This window comes from Natrinema sp. H-ect4, from assembly GCF_041894845.1.
Classification (GTDB): Archaea; Halobacteriota; Halobacteria; order Halobacteriales; family Natrialbaceae; genus Natrinema.
The window spans coordinates 64007-80883 of sequence record NZ_JBHDYC010000002.1 but is presented as its reverse complement, the minus strand read 5'-3'; the positions used below and the strand labels follow the sequence as shown (position 1 = coordinate 80883).

Below are 16877 nucleotides of genomic sequence, written 5' to 3'. Positions count from 1 at the left end.
AGCACCGGTCGTAACTGCCGATGCACCGGTCGTAACTGTCGATGCACCGGTCGGCCCGGTCGCGTTCGATGTGACGACTATCGCGTCTGACTAAAAGTTAAGAGTCCACCGCGCATGGGGCCAGACATGGACGACACTCCCCAAGAAATCACGTCCCTCGTCGGCCGCGAGGTTTACTCGAACAACGGCGTCTTCGTCGGCGAAGTCGAAGATCTCCGACTGAATATCGACAGCGAAGCCGTCACCGGACTCGCACTTGCGAACCTGAACAGCGAACTGTTTGCAGACGAAGCCCGCAGCGGACAGGGAATCATCGTCCCCTACCGCTGGGTCCGCTCCGTCGGCGACGTCATTCTCATCAACGATGTCGTCGAACGCGTCCGCGAACCCGACGAAGAAGAAGACGAACTGCTGGCGTAACTCGAGTCTGCGATCGTCTCAGCTCCCGTTCGAGCCTTCGCTGCTACCTCCTTCGACACCCATCGCGTCGAATAGCGTCCGCTTGACCGCTTCTTCGGTCAACTCGAGCAGCGTCTCTCGCGTGTCCTCCGAGATCTCGATTCCGGTGAAGATCCCCAGCGGGATCTCCGCGCTGGCTTGCGTGGAGTGGCCGGCCGTCTCGCCGATGTCCCCGTAGGCGTCGTCGAGCACCTTGCCGATGTTGATGCGGATGTCCTTCGAGCGACCGGCGAGGAAGATCGTCTCGTCGGCGATCCCGAAGACAGCGGTCGTGGTGACGCCCTCGAGGTTGAGCAGGTGGCTGGCGGCCTGGGTCAGCGCCTCGCGGTCGCGGACGAAGCCCGCGTTGGAGACGAGGTGACTCCCTTGGACGTCCCGGTTCGTGATGGCCTCCGCGAGCACGTCCAGCGTCTCGGGTGACATCGACGGCGACTCCACTTGCTCGAGGGTGTCGTGGTTCGCGAACGGATAGAGGTAGGCGGCGGCGGTCAGATCGGCGGGGGTGGTGTCGCGCTTGAAATCCAGCGTCTCCGCGCGGATGCCGTAGAGCAAGGCCGTGGCGACCTCCTCGGAGACGTTCATGTCGAACTCCTGGATGTACTTCGTCATGATCGTCGACGTCGAGGACATGTTCGGTCGGATGTCGACGAACTCGGGTTCGACCCCGTTCTCGGTCTCGGATTCGTGGTGATCGATGACGATGTCGATCGGGAGGTCCATCTCGCCCGAGGTCGCGTGATCGACTAAGGCAACGGTGTCGTAGATCGAGTGGTCCTCGATCTCGTCCCACTGGACGAGGTCGATCCCGAGCAGATTGACGAACGCTCGGTTCTCCTGGTGGCCGACGTCCCCGAGATAGATGATATCGGATTCGATGCCGAGATGCTCGGCGATCGCCTGCAGCGCCGCTGCACTGGCGATCGAGTCCGGATCGGGGCTGTCCTGAGTGACGATCGCCAGCCGCGTCGATGTCTGCTCGACGATCTCCGCGAGCTTCCCCGCATTGTACTCGAGTTCGCCCGACTCGAGGGCGCGCAGGGCGGATTCGGCGATGACCGTGGAGGGGTTGATGACGATGTCGGCCCCGAGTTCGGAGAGTTCGTCGCCGGAGACGGGATCGCTTGCGCGGGCGACGATGAACTGATCGCCGTTGCTCTTGCGGATGTGTTCGACGGCGCGCTTGTTGGACTCGACGTCCGAGGCGAGGATGAGGATGACATCGCGGTCGGCAACGAGGTCGGCGACGCCGGATTCCCGGATGTCGGCCGTCCGGGCGTCCAGGTCCTGGTCACGGAGCGATTCGACGCGGCTCTCGTCCTGATCGACGATGAAGACGTCCTTCCCCTGTTCGACGAGTTCCTCCGCGACGGCGTAGCCCACGCTCCCACAGCCCAAGATAGCGTAGTCAGAGATCGACGAAATCGTAACCCCCGTACTCATATGCCCGAGTGGTCGGACCGGCCGCACTTAACGCTCCCGAAGAGTGGCACAAAATGACGGTTCAGCCCGGGTGACTCGAGACCGAGTGACTGTCACGCCCGTGGATCACTGCCACGCTGCCCGCCAAGGGAAACGTATTTGAACGACCGAGGGAAAGTCGCAGGTACAGGGCCGGTAGCTCAGTCCGGCAGAGCGTCTGACTCTTAATCAGACGGTCGCGTGTTCAAATCGCGCCCGGCCCGCTTCTTTCCTTCACGAAAGTGAGTCACACTAATCGGCAGACAACGTCATCTCTGTCTCTGAAGCAGCAACTCTCCCTGTTGAGTCGAGTCTTTCAGTAAACGACGTCCCGTCACGTCTAGCATCTATTAATAGTTCACACAAACCCTTCAGTACTGTTAATTGTTAACATTCCATCCTCCGAGGCGATTGATTGACACTCCGAACAGACAATTGACAAAGTTCCAACTTAGTCAGAGATGTCTATTTTTGAATAGTAGTGTGTGAGGCGCAACCAGGACGATAGCCCGTTTGAATGACAATCAATCCAGATGAGGGTATACGCTTCCACCGAAAGTCCCCTCTCACTTCTGCTCGTTAGATTCGTTCCTAGCCAATAGATATCCCATTCCGAAGATTGTTGCTAACGTGCCAGCGATTCCCGGACCAGGAACACTATCGGAAGATTGGGTGTCGAAAGAGATATTATCATCATCATCTCCGTCAGACTCTTCTCGAGGAGCTTCGAAATTCCAGACTTCTGTTCCCTCGGCCCGGTCAACTGCGTACAAAATCCCACTCTCAAATCTGAAAAATACCAAATCATCTTGAGCGACCACTTCCAAAGGTACGTCTGGCTCTGAACCAGTGGCTGTCCAGTACCGTTCGCCTGTTTCTCGATCCAGAGCGTAAGCCGTCCACCCGGAAGATGTCCCACCGGATGCAGTGTAGACAGTGTCACCGATGGCGCGAACCCACCCTCCGAACGGTGAATTAACAGGGGCACGCCAGTCTATATCCCCAGAGTCTGCATCAACTGCGAAAAGTTGAGCCTCCATTTCTGAACTCGCAGCCCAGACATAGATCCTGTTTCCGACAGCTATCGCTTTCGAAATCCCCAACCTCTCGACTGTTTCAGAGATTTGTATCTTCCATTTTGGATCACCCGTCGTCACGCTTTGACCGATGAGCTCTCCTTCTGTCTCACCATAGACATCTGCATCAGTACTGACAATTGAGGCAGTCCCAACAGTAACACTGGGTCGCGAAGTAATACCGTAATTGGAATACTGCCACTGATGTTCACCGGTGATCGCATCGAACCCATGAATTCCGTGGTACTCGGAACTCAGCAAGAGTGTCGTACCGGAAACTACCGGAGGATAGAAATCTGGGCCATAATCGGTGAAATCGCCTGCCTCTGGGACAACCCATTCACTTCGGCCAGAGTCTGCTTCAATGGCGTATAGCCTGTCATCAGTTGTAGCATAGAGAAGCCCGTTGGCTGCTACCATCGGCGACTGCACCGTTTTATTTGGTTGTGCAGATTCCCACTCTTGGTCGCCAGTTTCTGCATTGTACGCACGAATCGCTCCGCCATCTGCTCTAACAAAAATCATCCCGTCAGCAACGGTCAGTTCATTGTTCGTCCGGAGTGCATCGTCAGTGATCGACCAGTAATCTTCGCCCGTTTCTGGATCAATAGCGTAGATCATCTCCGTAGATGCTGCCAGAAGTGTGTCTTCAGCACTCGTCAGCGATTGAAATGGTCTATGTGTGTCCCCCTCAAACGTCCACTCTATGTCGCCCGTTTCCCTATCAACTGCGTATACTTCCCCATCAATTCGGGTGAAGATGAGCGTCTGTTCCTCTGTAGGGTCTGACTGATCATTAGTTGCCGCTACACTGGCCATAATCGACGATGTGGATGTTACCGACAGTATCCCCACTCCCGTCATTCGAAGCAGTGTACGACGATCCGGCCGTGTAGCGAACCTTGCTAGAGGGGAGTTCGATTCGGCGGTCGAAACTCTCTTCTTCGAATTTGGATTGTTACATTCTGCATTTCTCTGGTCCGGTTCATTGTCTCTCATAGGTTCTCACAACACGTTGGAAATGCGCTACTCGAGATCATATGAACACATTAAATTACTGGTAATTAAGAGTTGTGAGCTTTACTGCAATAACCGAAGTAGAAAGAGTTCTCAACAACAGGGACCGCTCTGCCAAAATAGTAGCTTTCATCGTGATCGAGATAGCGGTCTGGCGAGTGCTTCTACGCCTGTTCGCGCAGCTGCACAAGCCATCTGGCTATCTTTGAGCAGCGAGAGAATCCCGCCGTTCACGGCGGGCGAAGATGTCACCTGTGATCTGAGACCGTTTTCTCGGCGATCAAGTGCACGCTCGGCGACGCCGGGCGTGCGCGAATCTGGTATTGAGATTTCCGAAAAGTCGCCGCGGTGTTTTCTGTCTACGACATCAAGCGTACTGTGAGCTAGACAAATCCAACGCCGTATGGTGATTCACCACGGCCATTTAGAGTGAATTAAATCGACCCGACTTAATGTCGGTCGCTACCGCCTTACCGAGTGTCTCGAACCCCGTCGGGGAACTCGTTGTTCGCGAGGGAGACGGAACCGGAGTTGCTGATGATAGTCAGGGAGCTTTTGTCTATCACGGAATTGGCGTAACAGTTCTCGATTGTCACGTCATCCGCGCCGTTGACGACAATTGGTGTGTGCGTCGTCGTGAACTCCGAGTTGACGACGGCCGCGTCGTCGCCCCGCAGCTCGATGCCGCGTCGCTTGTTGGGGCCATGCTGTTCGACCGAGAGTCCGTCGAACCGACAGCCGTTTCGCGTACAGAGGATCGCGTGGCGCATCGTCGAACCGTCCGCGTCGCCGGTAATTCGAACGTCTTGCAGGTCGACCGCTCCGGCGTCCTGCCCGTGGATCTGAACCGCGTTTGCGCTCCCGTCGATCTCGATGTCGACGTCCTGGATCGCCGTCGCTCCCGCCTCGGGGTCGATCCGAATCCCGTTGTTCAACCCGTCGGCGACGGAAATCTCCGAGTTCACGATCGAAGTGGTGTCGACGCCGTTCATGATCCTGATCGCGTCGCCGTTCGGTTGGGGGATGTCGATACTGATGCCCTCGAGAGCGAACTGGTCCCCGTGATCGAGCCGAATCGCGTGCTGACCGTTCGAGTCGTGCGGATTCTCGTCGACGACGATGGTCGCGTCCCTGATCGTGCCCGTCGCGCCACCGAGGCGGATCGAGGCGGTCCCGCTGTTTCGGAACCGGCCGCCGTCGACGTCGATTCGACCGGTTTCGTTGGAGGCGTACAGTCCGGTGCCCGGAAAGCCGCCGAGCACGCAGCCGTCGAAGACGAGCGTTCCGCGATGATTTGGGTCGACCCCGATACCGGTCGGTCCGCGCCACATGTTCCCCGCGTTCGGCGTATCGTCGACGTGAAGGCCGCCGTCGGCCGCACAGAAGCGTTCGACGAGACCGCGCCCGTCGGGGTCGGTGATGTCGAACCACCCCGGCCCCCACGTCCCGCTGTCGTGGACGCCGCGGATGAAGACGTTCCGCACGACGAGACCGTCCTCGACCACAGCACTGAGGACGCGGATCCCCGTGTCCGACGCCGTCTGGTCGATGTCGAATCCCTCGAATCGGAGCTCCCGTCCGGGGGTGTTGCTCGTTCCCATCCGGAACAGGCGATACTGCGGGCCGTCGAACTCGTGGTAGGTCGCCGGGACCAGCGTCGCGTCCTCACCGACGAACCCGACGTTTTCGAACCCGGTGAGCCGCAGTTGCTCGTCCATGTAGTACCGCCCCGGCGGGAATGTGAGGAGCGTGTCGTCGTCGACGTGTTCGCGCAAGACGGGCGTGATAGACTCGTCGCCCTCGTCGTCCGCGCCGGCCTCGACCACGTCGATGACGGTCCCGTATTGCTGTTCGTTCTGTTCCGCGCTCTGTGCTCCCGCCACCCCGGCAACTGAGAGCGTCGAACCGAGTCCGACGACACAGCCTTTCAGATACGATCGCCGACCGAACCGCATAGTTCGTGAGTCGTTTGAAGTCACGACTCCCCTTCGGAAACGGGGACTATTACGTATAATCGAGGTAATTCAATCCGAACCCGTTGAAATGAACGAACGATCGCCAGGGCCGTTCCTGACGGGCTCTCGAGCGGATACGAGCGGAATAGGCGCGCCGGCCGCTCGAGTCCTTAGCACCGAATTAAGCGATTGCACAGACTGACTCGACAGGCGAAACAGTTTCGCTCGCCCGGAGGATCGTCGCTGCGTTCCGAACGACCGACGGAGGCGACGATGCACACCGCACGCTCGAGAGACTCCGTCCGCCGACACCGTCACGCGAGGGACTTGCGTTCGGGCGAACCGGTCGCGCGAGCGTTCGTCTCGAGTCCGACGCCGAAGCCGTCGCCGACGACCTGGCGGTCGACCGGATCCGCGTCGAACTATAGTAGCCACTGTAAGTCACTGCACACCTGATCGGACGATAGCTGTGCGATCAGTGTGTGAATCGTTGCAGTTGTTCCTATATTCTGACGAAGCGACTCATCGGTTCGAACAGCAATGTGCCACCAGAGCGGGTGATCGAACGGGGCGTTTGTCCAGCCACGACGATCGGTTCGGATCGGCTCCGAGAACCCCTCGAGCGGTGCTCGCCACGGGCAGTCAGGTCAGCGCCGTCCTGGCCGGACATTCGTTGCCCCATCCGTCATGGCACAGCCGGTCGTTGCCACACCGTTTCTCGTCGTCATCGCTCGCGCGCAACCCCATCGCCGCCGGGATCGTTCTGACGTGGGTTTGCCGTTGGGCCGGACGATCGACGAGTTCGGTGTGCTGATGGTTGCGTACACGCCACGAATCACGGTGACGTAAATCCGCGTCTCGATACTCGCGAGCGAGGTCGATGCGATGTTCCAATCGCGCTCGCTCTGGCCACGATCGCGGTCACCGTCACTATCCAACTGCTGGTCGGAACGGCCTGACGTCGTAATCCGCCGTCTCTGCGACGCTGTCGCGTTTCTCAGTTCGCGAACCAATCATACAGAGTGATAGTCACTCTAATCTCCTCTAAGTGCTTTGGAAGTGGGGTTATGGATGTCCTCGTGCTATTTACGGGTGAGATTCATGACATCTATCGCAGACATCGAGATTCCGGCAGACGGAACCGGAACCGGCGAGCTGTTCGAGTCCGTCCCTTCACTCACGTGCGAGATGGAGCGAGTGATCGCCTCGAGCGGCCACGGCCTCTGGCTCTCCGGCCCATCACAGTCGGAGGTCGAGGACGCACTCGACGAGGCGGGGGCGATCGGAAATTACTCCCAGATCAGTAGCGACGAGGACCGCTGGCTCTACGACATCGAATTCGAACCCGACACCGTCGACCCCTTCGAGATCGTTCTCGAAGAGGGCGGAACGGTACTGAGCGCCTCGGCGTCCAACGGCACGTGGCTGCTCAGCGTCCGCGTGGTCGACCGCGAGAGCGTCAGTTCGCTGTACGATCGTCTCGACGACAACGACGTGACGCCGACGATCGTCCGACTCTTCGATCTGGCCGAGGAAAGCCACTCCCAGTGTGGCCTGACGGCCCGCCAGTACGAGACGCTGGTCGCGGCGATCGATCACGGCTACTTCGAGATCCCGCGCGAGGTCTCGATGCAGGAACTGTCCGAGGAACTGGGAATCTCCCATCAGGCGCTCTCCGAGCGCCTGCGCCGCGCCTACCGCGCGCTCGTCACGTCCGAACTCAACGTGACCGAAGAGGACACCGCCGCACCGGCGATTCCGACGAACTGAACGCGTTCGTTTCCAGACGATCCCGTCCGACGTCCGACTCGATGTTTTTCACCGGCTGGCGACCGACGGAGAGTGGCCCACGAGTTGAATACGCACCTCGAGGCGCGCACAGCACTGACGGTGACTCGTGCGGAGACCACCTACCATTACTATCCTCGCATACGACACGGACGACATGAAGATAGACAGCGACGACGGCGTGTTGCGACTGACGTTCGACCGCCCGGACGCGCTCAACGCGCTCACGACGGAGACCGCGGACGAACTGGCTGACGCGATCGAAGGGGCCACTCCGGAGACCGCGGACGTGATCGTCATCACCGGCGCGGGCGACGCCTTCAGCGCGGGCGGCGACCTCGAGTCGCTGGCGGAGACGCCCGGATCGTCCGCGGATGCCTACGAGGAGGTCACCGAGACCTTCGGCCGCGTCGTCGAGGCGATGCTCGAGTGCCCGGTCCCAATCGTCGCGAAAGTAAACGGCGACGCCATCGGCGCGGGGCTCTCGATCGTCGCGCTCGCGGACATCGCCTACGCCGCCGCCGACGCGACGTTCTCGTGTGCGTTCGTCAGGGTCGGCCTGATCCCCGACACCGGCGGGACCGTTATGCTCCCCCACATCGTGGGACTTCGAGCCGCGAAGAAACTCGCGTTCACCGGCGAGTTCTTCGACGCCGAACGCGCGGCCGACCTCGAGTTGGTCAACGAGGCGGTCCCCGCCGCGGAACTCGACGACCGGGTCGCAGAGACGGTCGACGGCCTCGCGAACGGCCCCACGGCCACGATCGGTATGATGAAACAGGCGATGCACGAGAACCTGGGTCGGTCGTGGGACGACGCGCTGGATTACGAGAACTTGCTGCAGGCCCAGGCCCGCACGTCGGGCGCTCACGAGGAGGGCGTGACCGCATTCCTCGAGGATCGGGAACCGAAGTTCGAGTGATCGAACCGGACTCGCGTTCGTCCCGATCATTCGTCTCGTAATCCGAAACGCGTCCGGTCGCAAGCGTCCGCAAGCACCACGGCCTTGCACGAACCTACCCTTCGTCAAAACGCAATGTCCCCACAGATTACCGACGACGACGTTGGCAAGTCCGTCGTCAACGCGGACGGTGACGAGGTCGGAATGGTCGCCGACGTCCAACACGGTACGGCCCACGTCGAACCGGATCCCGGAATCACAGATTCGATCAAGGCGACGCTCGGTTGGGGCGATAGCGGTGAAGATACGTACCCGCTTCAGGAAGCGGCGATCGGTCGCGTGACCGACGACGAAATCCACCTCGAGCGAGACCTCTCCGGTGCCAACACGACCGGCGGGACCGGCGATATGGATACCGGAACCGGAACTGGAACGAGGGACGATCGCGGTATCGATCGGGACGAAAACGATATCAGCGGCAGCGACGACGAGGGCGTGATACGGGACGACGACGATGACGATCTCCTCGGCGACGATAACACCCGATAATACCGTTCCTCGGATTCCTTCGGATCGACCGTCCCGGCTGTACCCCGATTTTCGTTTTTTCGTCCCGTGACTGACGCTGAGTTCGTGGAACCTGATTCACCTCGAGAAACGCCTCGGGCCGCACGTCACCGAAGGGTCCGGGTTCGGTTCCTCTCGCTACTCTTCATCGATACCGTGCTCATCGTCGGCGTCACCCTCTGTTATGGCCGATCGCGCGGATCGCTCGTTGGACGGGCGATCCATTTCCTTTGTCTCTTCGGTCTCGTCGGTCACGTTCGTTTCGCCGCGATCGCGCTCCCGGGCCGCGTCCGCTTCGGAACTGCGCGGAGACGGTCGCCCGCGCTGGGCGTGCTTCCCTTGTTGACCCCGATCCGTTGAGGGGGGCTGTTCGCCCTGGCCCCGCCGATCCGGATCGATCCGCTGTGAGTACTGCTCTCGCAAGCGGCCCTGGCCGGTCTGCATCGGTGACTGTCGTTGCTGTGCCGACTGTCCGCGTTCCCGCTCGGTGGCTGGCTGCGACCGATCAGGTTCACCCGTTTGGGGCTGCCCGCCGAACTGCTGAAACTCGGACTGCCTCGAGTGGCTCGGCTCGGTCGTCATCGGCTGTTGCTGGGAGCGGGTCGCACCGGCCGATTCACCGCCGTACTCCCCCGGCGAGATCCACTCGCCGGTCTGTGGGTACTGCTGGGGCTGCTGGGACTGCTGGGGCTGCTGAGACTGAGAGCGGTCGCTCGTCCCCTGCTGACTGCTGGTCTTCATTCCTTCTCGTTGCGCCGGTTGCCCTCCTTGTTGCTGACCCGGCTGCATCCCCTGCTGTTGCCCTGTCGACGTTCCGGCCGCCTGACCGATTCCCTGCCGATCCGTCGCTCCCTGTGCGCTCGTTGGCTGCCCAGTCTGCTGGCTTCCAGTCGACTGGCGCTGCAGTCCCTGGGCCGAGGGATGGCTCCCTCGAGCCTGGGGCGACTGGGATTCCATCCGGCCGTACGTTCCGTGCCGAGCGCTCTCCTGTTGGCCCTGCCGTCCGCGGCCAGTGGACTGCCCGCCCGTCTGCCCCCGATGGTCTCCTCTTTGCCCCATCTGATTCATTTGGGGTTGGGAAGCGGCCTCGAACCCCTGTTCCATGACCCGCTCCATTTCGGGCATCACGGCCTCCATTCCCCGCAGATAGCGCTGCATCATCGACTCCGTGAACTGCTGGCCGGGCGTATTCTGCAGCATCGACCGCGTCATCTCGAGCTGTGCGGTCTCTTGCCACTCGAGTGCACTGAGCGTCATGCGGGCCATGTTCCGCTGAAGTTCGATCAGCTGCACCATCGCCTGCTGGCTCTGGTCCATCATCGATTCCGCCATCTGCTGTGTGTCCGTCGACTGCTGGGAGTGGTTCTGTCGCATAGTAGTCACCTGAGGATCCGCGGTCGCCGCCGTGATCCTCGGTCACGACTGAGCGCGACCGAGACGCAAATAAAGGGCTGCGTCGGTTCCGTCCGGAACATGACGCAACTACTCGTAACCCGGGCGAACGCGAGTAAACTGAATACGTGCAGGATATGTCCGATGCCGTCGAACCGATTCGAGAACGCGCTGTTGGGCGAATTTCGCACCGAGAGCGGGAAGTAATAGTCGCTTGGGACCGACAGTGGACGCCGACCGCGGTCAGGACTCCGATCCACCGCCCGGTTCGCCGTGAGTTACGCCCTCGCGTTCGTCGGCCTGCATCCGCCGCAGGGCCGCTCGTCCGTTGCTCGCCTCGTAGCCGAAGAAGACCCCATCGGCGTACTCCTCGGCGACCTCGGTCGCGTGAATCAGGTTGTCGACATCGACGTTTACCGCGTACAACTCGATATTAAACGGAGTCTCGAGCGCGCTCTCGAACCCCTTCGCGATGGTCTCGAGCCAGTAGGTCGTTCCGTAGGCCGTGTCGTACAGCGGGACGACGAACTCGTCGACGTACTCCTCGACGGCCTCGAGGTCAATGCCGGCGCGCTCGTAGAGGTGGCCGGGGTAGGGGTCGGGATAGAGTGTCATGTAAACCGTTCCGGGGATGTGTTCGACGGCTTCTTCGACGAATTCGGTGATGACGCTGGCCCGCCACTTCATGCGGTCGTCGTATTCGCTCGCTTCGAACGCCTGCTCGCAGACGCCGCAGTGACAGTACTCCGCGCGGGGGAAGCCGATGTCGTCGAGGCGGACGTCCCCGTTTTCGGCGGCGCAGTCGTCAATAATCTCGAACAGGCCCTCTCGGTAGTCCTCGCGGGACGGACAGATATAGGCCCAGTCGAAGTACGCTCGCTCCCGGTCGGCGGGTCGGCCCATGTCGTCGACGGGGAGCAGCGACGGATCGGCATCGGCAGCGGCGTTGTCGCCGAAACAGGAGACCATGTTCACCCCGTCGGCGATCGGTTCGGCGGACCGGCCGGTCACGTCTTTGACCTCGTAGAAGCCGCGGTCGAACTCCGGCCACCGTACTTCTTCGGCGTTACGGGTGACGACGCCGTACATAACTCGGAGTACGCCGCCATCCCCGTAAGCCGTTCGGAATCGGATCTATTCTTCGGTCGGTTCGTAGTCGACTTCGACGTCCGACGAGCCGCTGAAGGCGACCTTGTAGAGGACGGCGATGACGAACAGGGCGAGTACGACTTTGACGGTACGTGACATGTACAGCGAGTAATACGGACGGCAAATACTTAGATATTCTGGATGGTCTTCTCACCGAGATAATCGGAGACGAACGCCACGTCGACTCAGCCGGTCTGCTGTACCGATGTACCGGCGTACCCGAAGGACGGTCGTCGGCGCGCCGGGAACCCGGTACAGCAATCCGTCTCAGGTATCGATCAACGATGCGATCTCGTCGCGAACGATCGTCTCGCAGTACGAACAGCGCACGCCGTCCTCGAGCACCGAAAACCGCGAGGTGACGGGCTCGTCGCCGGTCGTGATACAGCCGGGATTCGGACAGGAGAGCACGCCCTCGACGACGTCGGGGCGTTCGACGCGGTGTTTCTCCACGACGTCGAAGTCTCGGACGATGTTGATCGTCGCGTCGGGCGCGATCAGCGAGAGCACGTCGACTTCGTCCTGACTCAGTTCGCGACCTTCGACCTTGACGATGTCCTTGCGTGCAAGGCGATCCGAGGGGACGTTCATCCCGACGGAAACCTCCTCGCCGTTGGTGCCGTCGATACCGAGGATGGCGAGGACGTTCAGCGCCTGGCCCCCGTGCACGTGATCGATAACGGTTCCGTCGCGGATCTTGCTGACCCGTAGCTCGTGATCGTCGTTGCCGTCGTGGTGGTCGTGACCGTTACTCATCGCCGTCACCTCGAATTTCCGCGTCGTCGCTCAACAGGAGATCCAGCAGCGCCATTCGGATCGGAACCCCGTTGTGCGCCTGTTCGAAGTACGCCGCGTGATCGGTTTCGTCGATCTCGGGCGCGATCTCGTCGACCCGGGGCAGCGGATGCATCACCGTCAGATCGTCGCTTGCGGCCTCGAGCGTCTCGGCGTCGATCTGGTACTCGCCGGCGACCTTCTGGTACTCGTTCTCGTCGGGGAAGCGCTCGCGCTGGATCCGCGTGACGTAGAGGACATCGAGCGAGGGCAGGACCTCCTCGAGGGCGTCGTGCTCTCGAATGCCGGTCCCGTCTTGTTGCTGGTGGAGGTCGTAGACGACCTCCCGCGGTAGCTGTAGACTCTCCGGGCTGATGAAGTGCTGGCGGGTATCGAAGTTCGTCAGCGCGTAGGCCAGCGAGTGGACGGTCCGACCGTACTTCAGATCGCCCATGATGCCGATGGTCAGGTCGTCGAGTCCGGCGTTCTCCCGGATCGTGTAGAGATCGAGTAGCGTCTGAGACGGGTGGTGACCCGCGCCGTCGCCCGCGTTCACCAGCGGGACGTCGACGAACTCGCTCGCCATCGTCGCCGATCCCTGCTTGGGATGGCGCAGGACGAGCGCGTCGGCGTACCCCTCGATGACGCGGACGGTGTCGGCGAGGGTCTCTCCCTTCGTCACACTCGAGGACTCGACCGAACCCATGTCGACGATGTCGCCGCCGAGTCGCTTCATCGCGGTCTCGAAGCTCATCTTCGTCCGCGTGCTCGGCTCGAAGAAGAGCAGGCCGAGCACCGTCCCCACGTGACGGTTCGCGACGGCCGACGGGTCGGCGTCGATCTCGGCCGCGTAGTCGAGAACGGTCTCGATGTCTGCCCGCGAGAGTTGTTTGCTCGTGATGAGGTGATCGTGGCGCATTCGTTCGTGTAGGCTGTGGCGGTCCCCTTGAATCTCCCCATTCGATGCCGCCCCCATCGCGTCGGTTCTCGTCGGACCGCCCTGCCACGTCGATCCTCGGCAGGGCGGTACTGTCACGTCGTTTTCCAGATTTCGTTCTACTTCAACTGCGAGCCAGCCACGGAGCTTCGGACCGGGCGACCCCCTGAGGGCAAAGAGTTATACAGACACTACAGTAATTGGTCATAATTGTATGGTCGGTCGGCTAGATACTGGAATCGACGTACTCGATCGAAAGCTCGACGGCGGACTCCCACCGGGATGTCTCGTCGCGTACACCGCCGAGCCGGCCAGCCAGTCCGAACTCCTCCTCTACGAACTCACGGCCGCACGCGGAACCCTCTACCTCTCGACCGAACGCTCCGACGACGCCGTCCGCCACGCCATCGAGTCCTCCCCGTCGTCCGTCGGTAGCCCGACCGTCAGACACGTTACCAGCGACACCCCGATCGAGGAGGCGACGCGACTGATCGGTGCGCTGCCGGACGGTGCCAACCTCATCATCGACACGATGGATGTCTTGGAGCAACGCGACACCGAGGAGTACGTCGATTTTCTCAACGAACTCAAAGCCACGATGCTCGAGACCGGGAGCATCGCCCTCTTGCACTGTCTCAAGGGAGACGACGAACCGGCGAACCGATCGCGGACCGTCCACGCCGTCGACGCCGTCTTCGATCTCCGAACCATGATCGCCGGCAATGAACTCGAGAACCATCTGACGATCCCGAAGTTCCGCGGCGGCAGCCAGCCGACCGAAGCGATCAAACTCGAACTCACGGAGGAGGTCGCGATCGACACGAGCCGCGATATCGCGTAAACTACCCTACCCTACTTCGCTCGGTCTGACGACCTCGCTCGTTGAGGGGGAGGGCTTTCGCGTGGACTCCAGTTCTATGCCATCCCCAGATCCTTCGGATCTGGTGGGTTGCGCAAGACTACGTCTTGCGAACACCGTCTGTGGTAGCAGGAGGGGCGTACTCCCCACTCACGTTCAACATCCCGCGATTCAGCGCAACGTCTACAGGTGCGCCTCCGTCGGCTGCGTTTTGCCGCCGACGGAGATACCGAAATCCGATGTTCTTCGCCGCGTTGTAGTCCGCGTGGTTCTGATACCCGCATTTTAAACACTCGAAGTGCTCGCCGTCGCGGTTGTCCTCGTGGGTACATCCACACGTCGAACACCGTTGAGACGTATGGTTCGGCAGAACTTGTACGGCTTCAACACCGTGTTCAGCCGCCTTGTACTCGACGTATTGGAACAACCGGCGGAACGCCCACACGTGTTGCCACGTCGCCTGCGGGATATTCTCGCGGATATGCGTCAAGTCCTCGAAGACGATATGCGAACAGCCGTATTCGACGGCTTCCTCAATGAGTTCGTTCGCTACGCCATGAAGATATATTTCGAAGCGTCCGTACTCCTTGCGACCGACGCCTTCGATGGCTTCGTGTGCGGCTCGCGTTCCGTGCTGTTGAAGCGAGCCACGGCGCTTTTCGTACTCTCGTCGCCAATGGTTAAACTCATCGGCGGACCAAAACGTGCCGGTGGACGCAACTGCGATGTTGTTTACCCCGAGATCCACACCGAGGACTGTTCTGTGCTCGGTGTCGAGTTCGGGGTCGTCGGCTTCGATCTTCCGCATCGAGGCATGAAGGAACCACTCGCCGTCCCGACGCTGTAGGTTCGCCATGCGGAACTCGTAGTCCTCGTCTTCGAGGTACGTCCGCGGATGGCGTTCGGGGTCGTCGGGGAGGGTGTAGTCGCACTCGACACGCCCGTTGACGGTCGAAAGAGAGACGTGGTCGCGGTGGAACGTCGCACTTCGCTTATCGTAGACCGCGCTGTCGGCGGAGAAGTAGGGTTGGGACGTTCGTTCACCGCGTTTCAGTCTTGCTACACCGCTCTTGACGGCTTCGACCGCCCGGCGAACACCCTTCTGAACGAGGTTCGCGGTAAGGTTGGTTTCATCCCGTAGTTGGTCGTACAGGGCGCGTTCTGCTTTGGCCTTTGAGGTAACGTGGTATCCGTCGCCGCTACCATGCCAACACCATTCGCTCGCGGTGTTCGCACAGTGTTTGAATTGCCCAACAGTCTCACGAAGGGACGCATCGGCGTCCTGAGGCACGTCGAGCTTGATTACGGCGGTTCGACGGTATTCCACGACGGTTCACATACCGTGGCGATGTTACTTAAACGTCCGGGAGTGGTCCTGTCTGAGAGCGTGGTTCGTTGTGGTGTTGTCGGCTCCTCCCCTCCCTACTCCGTTCGCTCCGCTCACTCCGTTGAGGAAGGGGCCTCCGCCTCGTAATTTAGGTGAAATCGCCGCCGATCCCCCGTTCGCTCACGGTTCTTGCTCGGGCGTCGTAAACGGCGTAATCGCGGCGGTCCGCTCGGTGACCGTCGCCGTTCGCAGGATGTACGCGAACAGCAACGAGAGGGGGAAGACGCCCACTGCGACGGTTGTCGGAAAGAGGACCGCACGAACCGGTTCTCCGAAGGGCGGCCCCGCCGCCGCGGTCAGGACGAACAGCGTGGCGATGGCGGTGCCGACGGCGGGGACGCCCGCGTAGAGCAGGTATCGCGAGAGCCGGGAGAGTTCGACCTGCAGGTACATCGATTTGAAGTACTGACGGGCGATGTCCATCTCCCGCAACCGATCGCGAACGTCGCTGATCGCCTCGTCCACCGTCGCGGGGATGTCCTCCCCGTGCGTTCGCTGGACCGACTCGAGCCGCTGGATCTCGTGTGCGAAATTCGTCTCGAGTATCATCGAGAGCGTGTTGAAGATACCGTCCGCGGACGCCTCGATGTGGGCGTCGATTCGGTCGAACTCGTCGGTGATCTCCGTCGTGATCTCGTCGATCTCGTCCCGGGCGTCCGCCGGCACCGAGCCGACGGACAGCCCACCGAGCCGCTGGGCGTCTCGACGCGTGCTCTCCGCGACGAGCCGGAGAAACCCGGCCGGCTCGGCCGGCGCGGTTCGGTTCGTAACCGCTTCGACCTCCTCGCGGAAGTCGGTCGTCCGCTCGATCTCCGACTCGAGTTGCCCCGGGGTTCGGAGCTCTCGCGAGAGTACCAGCTGATTGATCGAGACGACGACGGTTATCAAGGTGAAGTTGCCCGATATCAGTCCGCTGAAGACGTATAACAACGGTTGCGTGTCCACCAGCGGTGCAGCGCCGCTGATCGACAACAACAGATACGACGACCCGAGCGCGGCCGAGAGGACGGCAGCGATCGCGAACCGATTACCGGTGAGCAATACCCATTGTATCGGCTGCCCGACGCCGGTTCCCGATTTTGATCCCCCGCGGTCGTCGCTCGTCGCATCGTCCATCGTGGTCGGCCGACCCTACGTTTCCCTGGACGAAAAAGGCGA

14 protein-coding genes and 1 tRNA gene are annotated in these 16877 nt (G+C 61.0%); 6 read left to right on the top strand and 9 right to left on the bottom strand.

Features of this window, described 5'->3' with window-relative positions:
- Window positions 1–126: 126 nt before the first annotated feature.
- A complete protein-coding gene (locus tag ACEWFR_RS03210) occupies window positions 127–420 on the top strand; it encodes a PRC-barrel domain-containing protein (protein ID WP_098723854.1) in 294 nt (97 codons plus the stop codon).
- A gap of 18 nt (window positions 421–438) precedes the next feature.
- Here the strand turns inward: ACEWFR_RS03210 and ACEWFR_RS03205 are convergent, their stop codons facing one another.
- Window positions 439–1899, bottom strand: coding sequence for a DHH family phosphoesterase (locus ACEWFR_RS03205; RefSeq protein WP_374059688.1), 1461 nt, complete (start codon window positions 1897–1899; stop codon window positions 439–441).
- Window positions 1900–2067: 168 nt separating this feature from the next.
- Here ACEWFR_RS03205 and ACEWFR_RS03200 point away from each other — a divergent pair.
- Window positions 2068–2141, top strand: a tRNA-Lys gene (locus ACEWFR_RS03200).
- Window positions 2142–2483: 342 nt separating this feature from the next.
- Here ACEWFR_RS03200 and ACEWFR_RS03195 read toward each other — a convergent pair.
- Window positions 2484–3992 carry a PQQ-binding-like beta-propeller repeat protein gene (locus tag ACEWFR_RS03195; protein WP_374059687.1) on the bottom strand — a complete coding sequence of 503 codons (1509 nt, stop codon included), beginning with the start codon at window positions 3990–3992 and terminating at the stop codon, window positions 2484–2486.
- Window positions 3993–4480: 488 nt separating this feature from the next.
- Entirely contained in the window at window positions 4481–5965 is a 1485-nt protein-coding gene (locus ACEWFR_RS03190; RefSeq protein ID WP_374059686.1) for a hypothetical protein, read from the bottom strand.
- A gap of 1101 nt (window positions 5966–7066) precedes the next feature.
- Here ACEWFR_RS03190 and ACEWFR_RS03185 point away from each other — a divergent pair.
- The 3 genes from ACEWFR_RS03185 (at window position 7067) to ACEWFR_RS03175 (ending at window position 9203) form a co-directional block, all read left to right on the top strand.
- On the top strand, window positions 7067–7735 hold the full coding sequence (locus tag ACEWFR_RS03185; RefSeq protein ID WP_374059685.1) for a helix-turn-helix domain-containing protein: 669 nt from the start codon (window positions 7067–7069) through the stop codon (window positions 7733–7735).
- A gap of 175 nt (window positions 7736–7910) precedes the next feature.
- Entirely contained in the window at window positions 7911–8675 is a 765-nt protein-coding gene (locus ACEWFR_RS03180) for an enoyl-CoA hydratase/isomerase family protein (RefSeq protein WP_374059684.1), read from the top strand.
- A 114-nt stretch (window positions 8676–8789) separates the two neighbouring features.
- A complete protein-coding gene (locus ACEWFR_RS03175) occupies window positions 8790–9203 on the top strand; it encodes a hypothetical protein (protein ID WP_374059683.1) in 414 nt (137 codons plus the stop codon).
- A gap of 156 nt (window positions 9204–9359) precedes the next feature.
- On the opposite strand, the gene ACEWFR_RS03170 is transcribed toward ACEWFR_RS03175, so the two are convergent.
- The 4 genes from ACEWFR_RS03170 to pyrB form a co-directional block, all read right to left on the bottom strand.
- Window positions 9360–10595 carry a hypothetical protein gene (locus ACEWFR_RS03170; RefSeq protein WP_374059682.1) on the bottom strand — a complete coding sequence of 412 codons (1236 nt, stop codon included), beginning with the start codon at window positions 10593–10595 and terminating at the stop codon, window positions 9360–9362.
- Window positions 10596–10856: 261 nt separating this feature from the next.
- Window positions 10857–11702, bottom strand: coding sequence for a hypothetical protein (locus ACEWFR_RS03165; protein ID WP_374059681.1), 846 nt, complete (start codon window positions 11700–11702; stop codon window positions 10857–10859).
- Window positions 11703–12029: 327 nt separating this feature from the next.
- On the bottom strand, window positions 12030–12518 hold the full coding sequence (gene pyrI / locus ACEWFR_RS03160) for an aspartate carbamoyltransferase regulatory subunit (protein WP_374059680.1): 489 nt from the start codon (window positions 12516–12518) through the stop codon (window positions 12030–12032).
- Window positions 12511–13455, bottom strand: a complete 945-nt coding sequence (gene pyrB, locus ACEWFR_RS03155; protein ID WP_374060050.1) for an aspartate carbamoyltransferase — start codon at window positions 13453–13455, stop codon at window positions 12511–12513. The genes pyrI and pyrB overlap by 8 nt, the downstream gene beginning before the upstream one ends.
- Window positions 13456–13687: 232 nt before the next feature.
- Here pyrB and ACEWFR_RS03150 point away from each other — a divergent pair, with 232 nt between their 5' ends.
- Window positions 13688–14314 carry an RAD55 family ATPase gene (locus ACEWFR_RS03150; protein ID WP_374059679.1) on the top strand — a complete coding sequence of 209 codons (627 nt, stop codon included), beginning with the start codon at window positions 13688–13690 and terminating at the stop codon, window positions 14312–14314.
- A gap of 118 nt (window positions 14315–14432) precedes the next feature.
- Here ACEWFR_RS03150 and ACEWFR_RS03145 read toward each other — a convergent pair whose 3' ends face one another.
- Both ACEWFR_RS03145 and ACEWFR_RS03140 read right to left on the bottom strand, forming a co-directional pair.
- Window positions 14433–15659 (bottom strand): RNA-guided endonuclease InsQ/TnpB family protein, encoded by a 1227-nt coding sequence (locus ACEWFR_RS03145; protein WP_374059678.1) that lies wholly within the window; start codon window positions 15657–15659, stop codon window positions 14433–14435.
- 180 nt (window positions 15660–15839) lie between these two features.
- Entirely contained in the window at window positions 15840–16835 is a 996-nt protein-coding gene (locus ACEWFR_RS03140) for a hypothetical protein (RefSeq protein ID WP_374059677.1), read from the bottom strand.
- Window positions 16836–16877 lie beyond the last annotated feature (42 nt).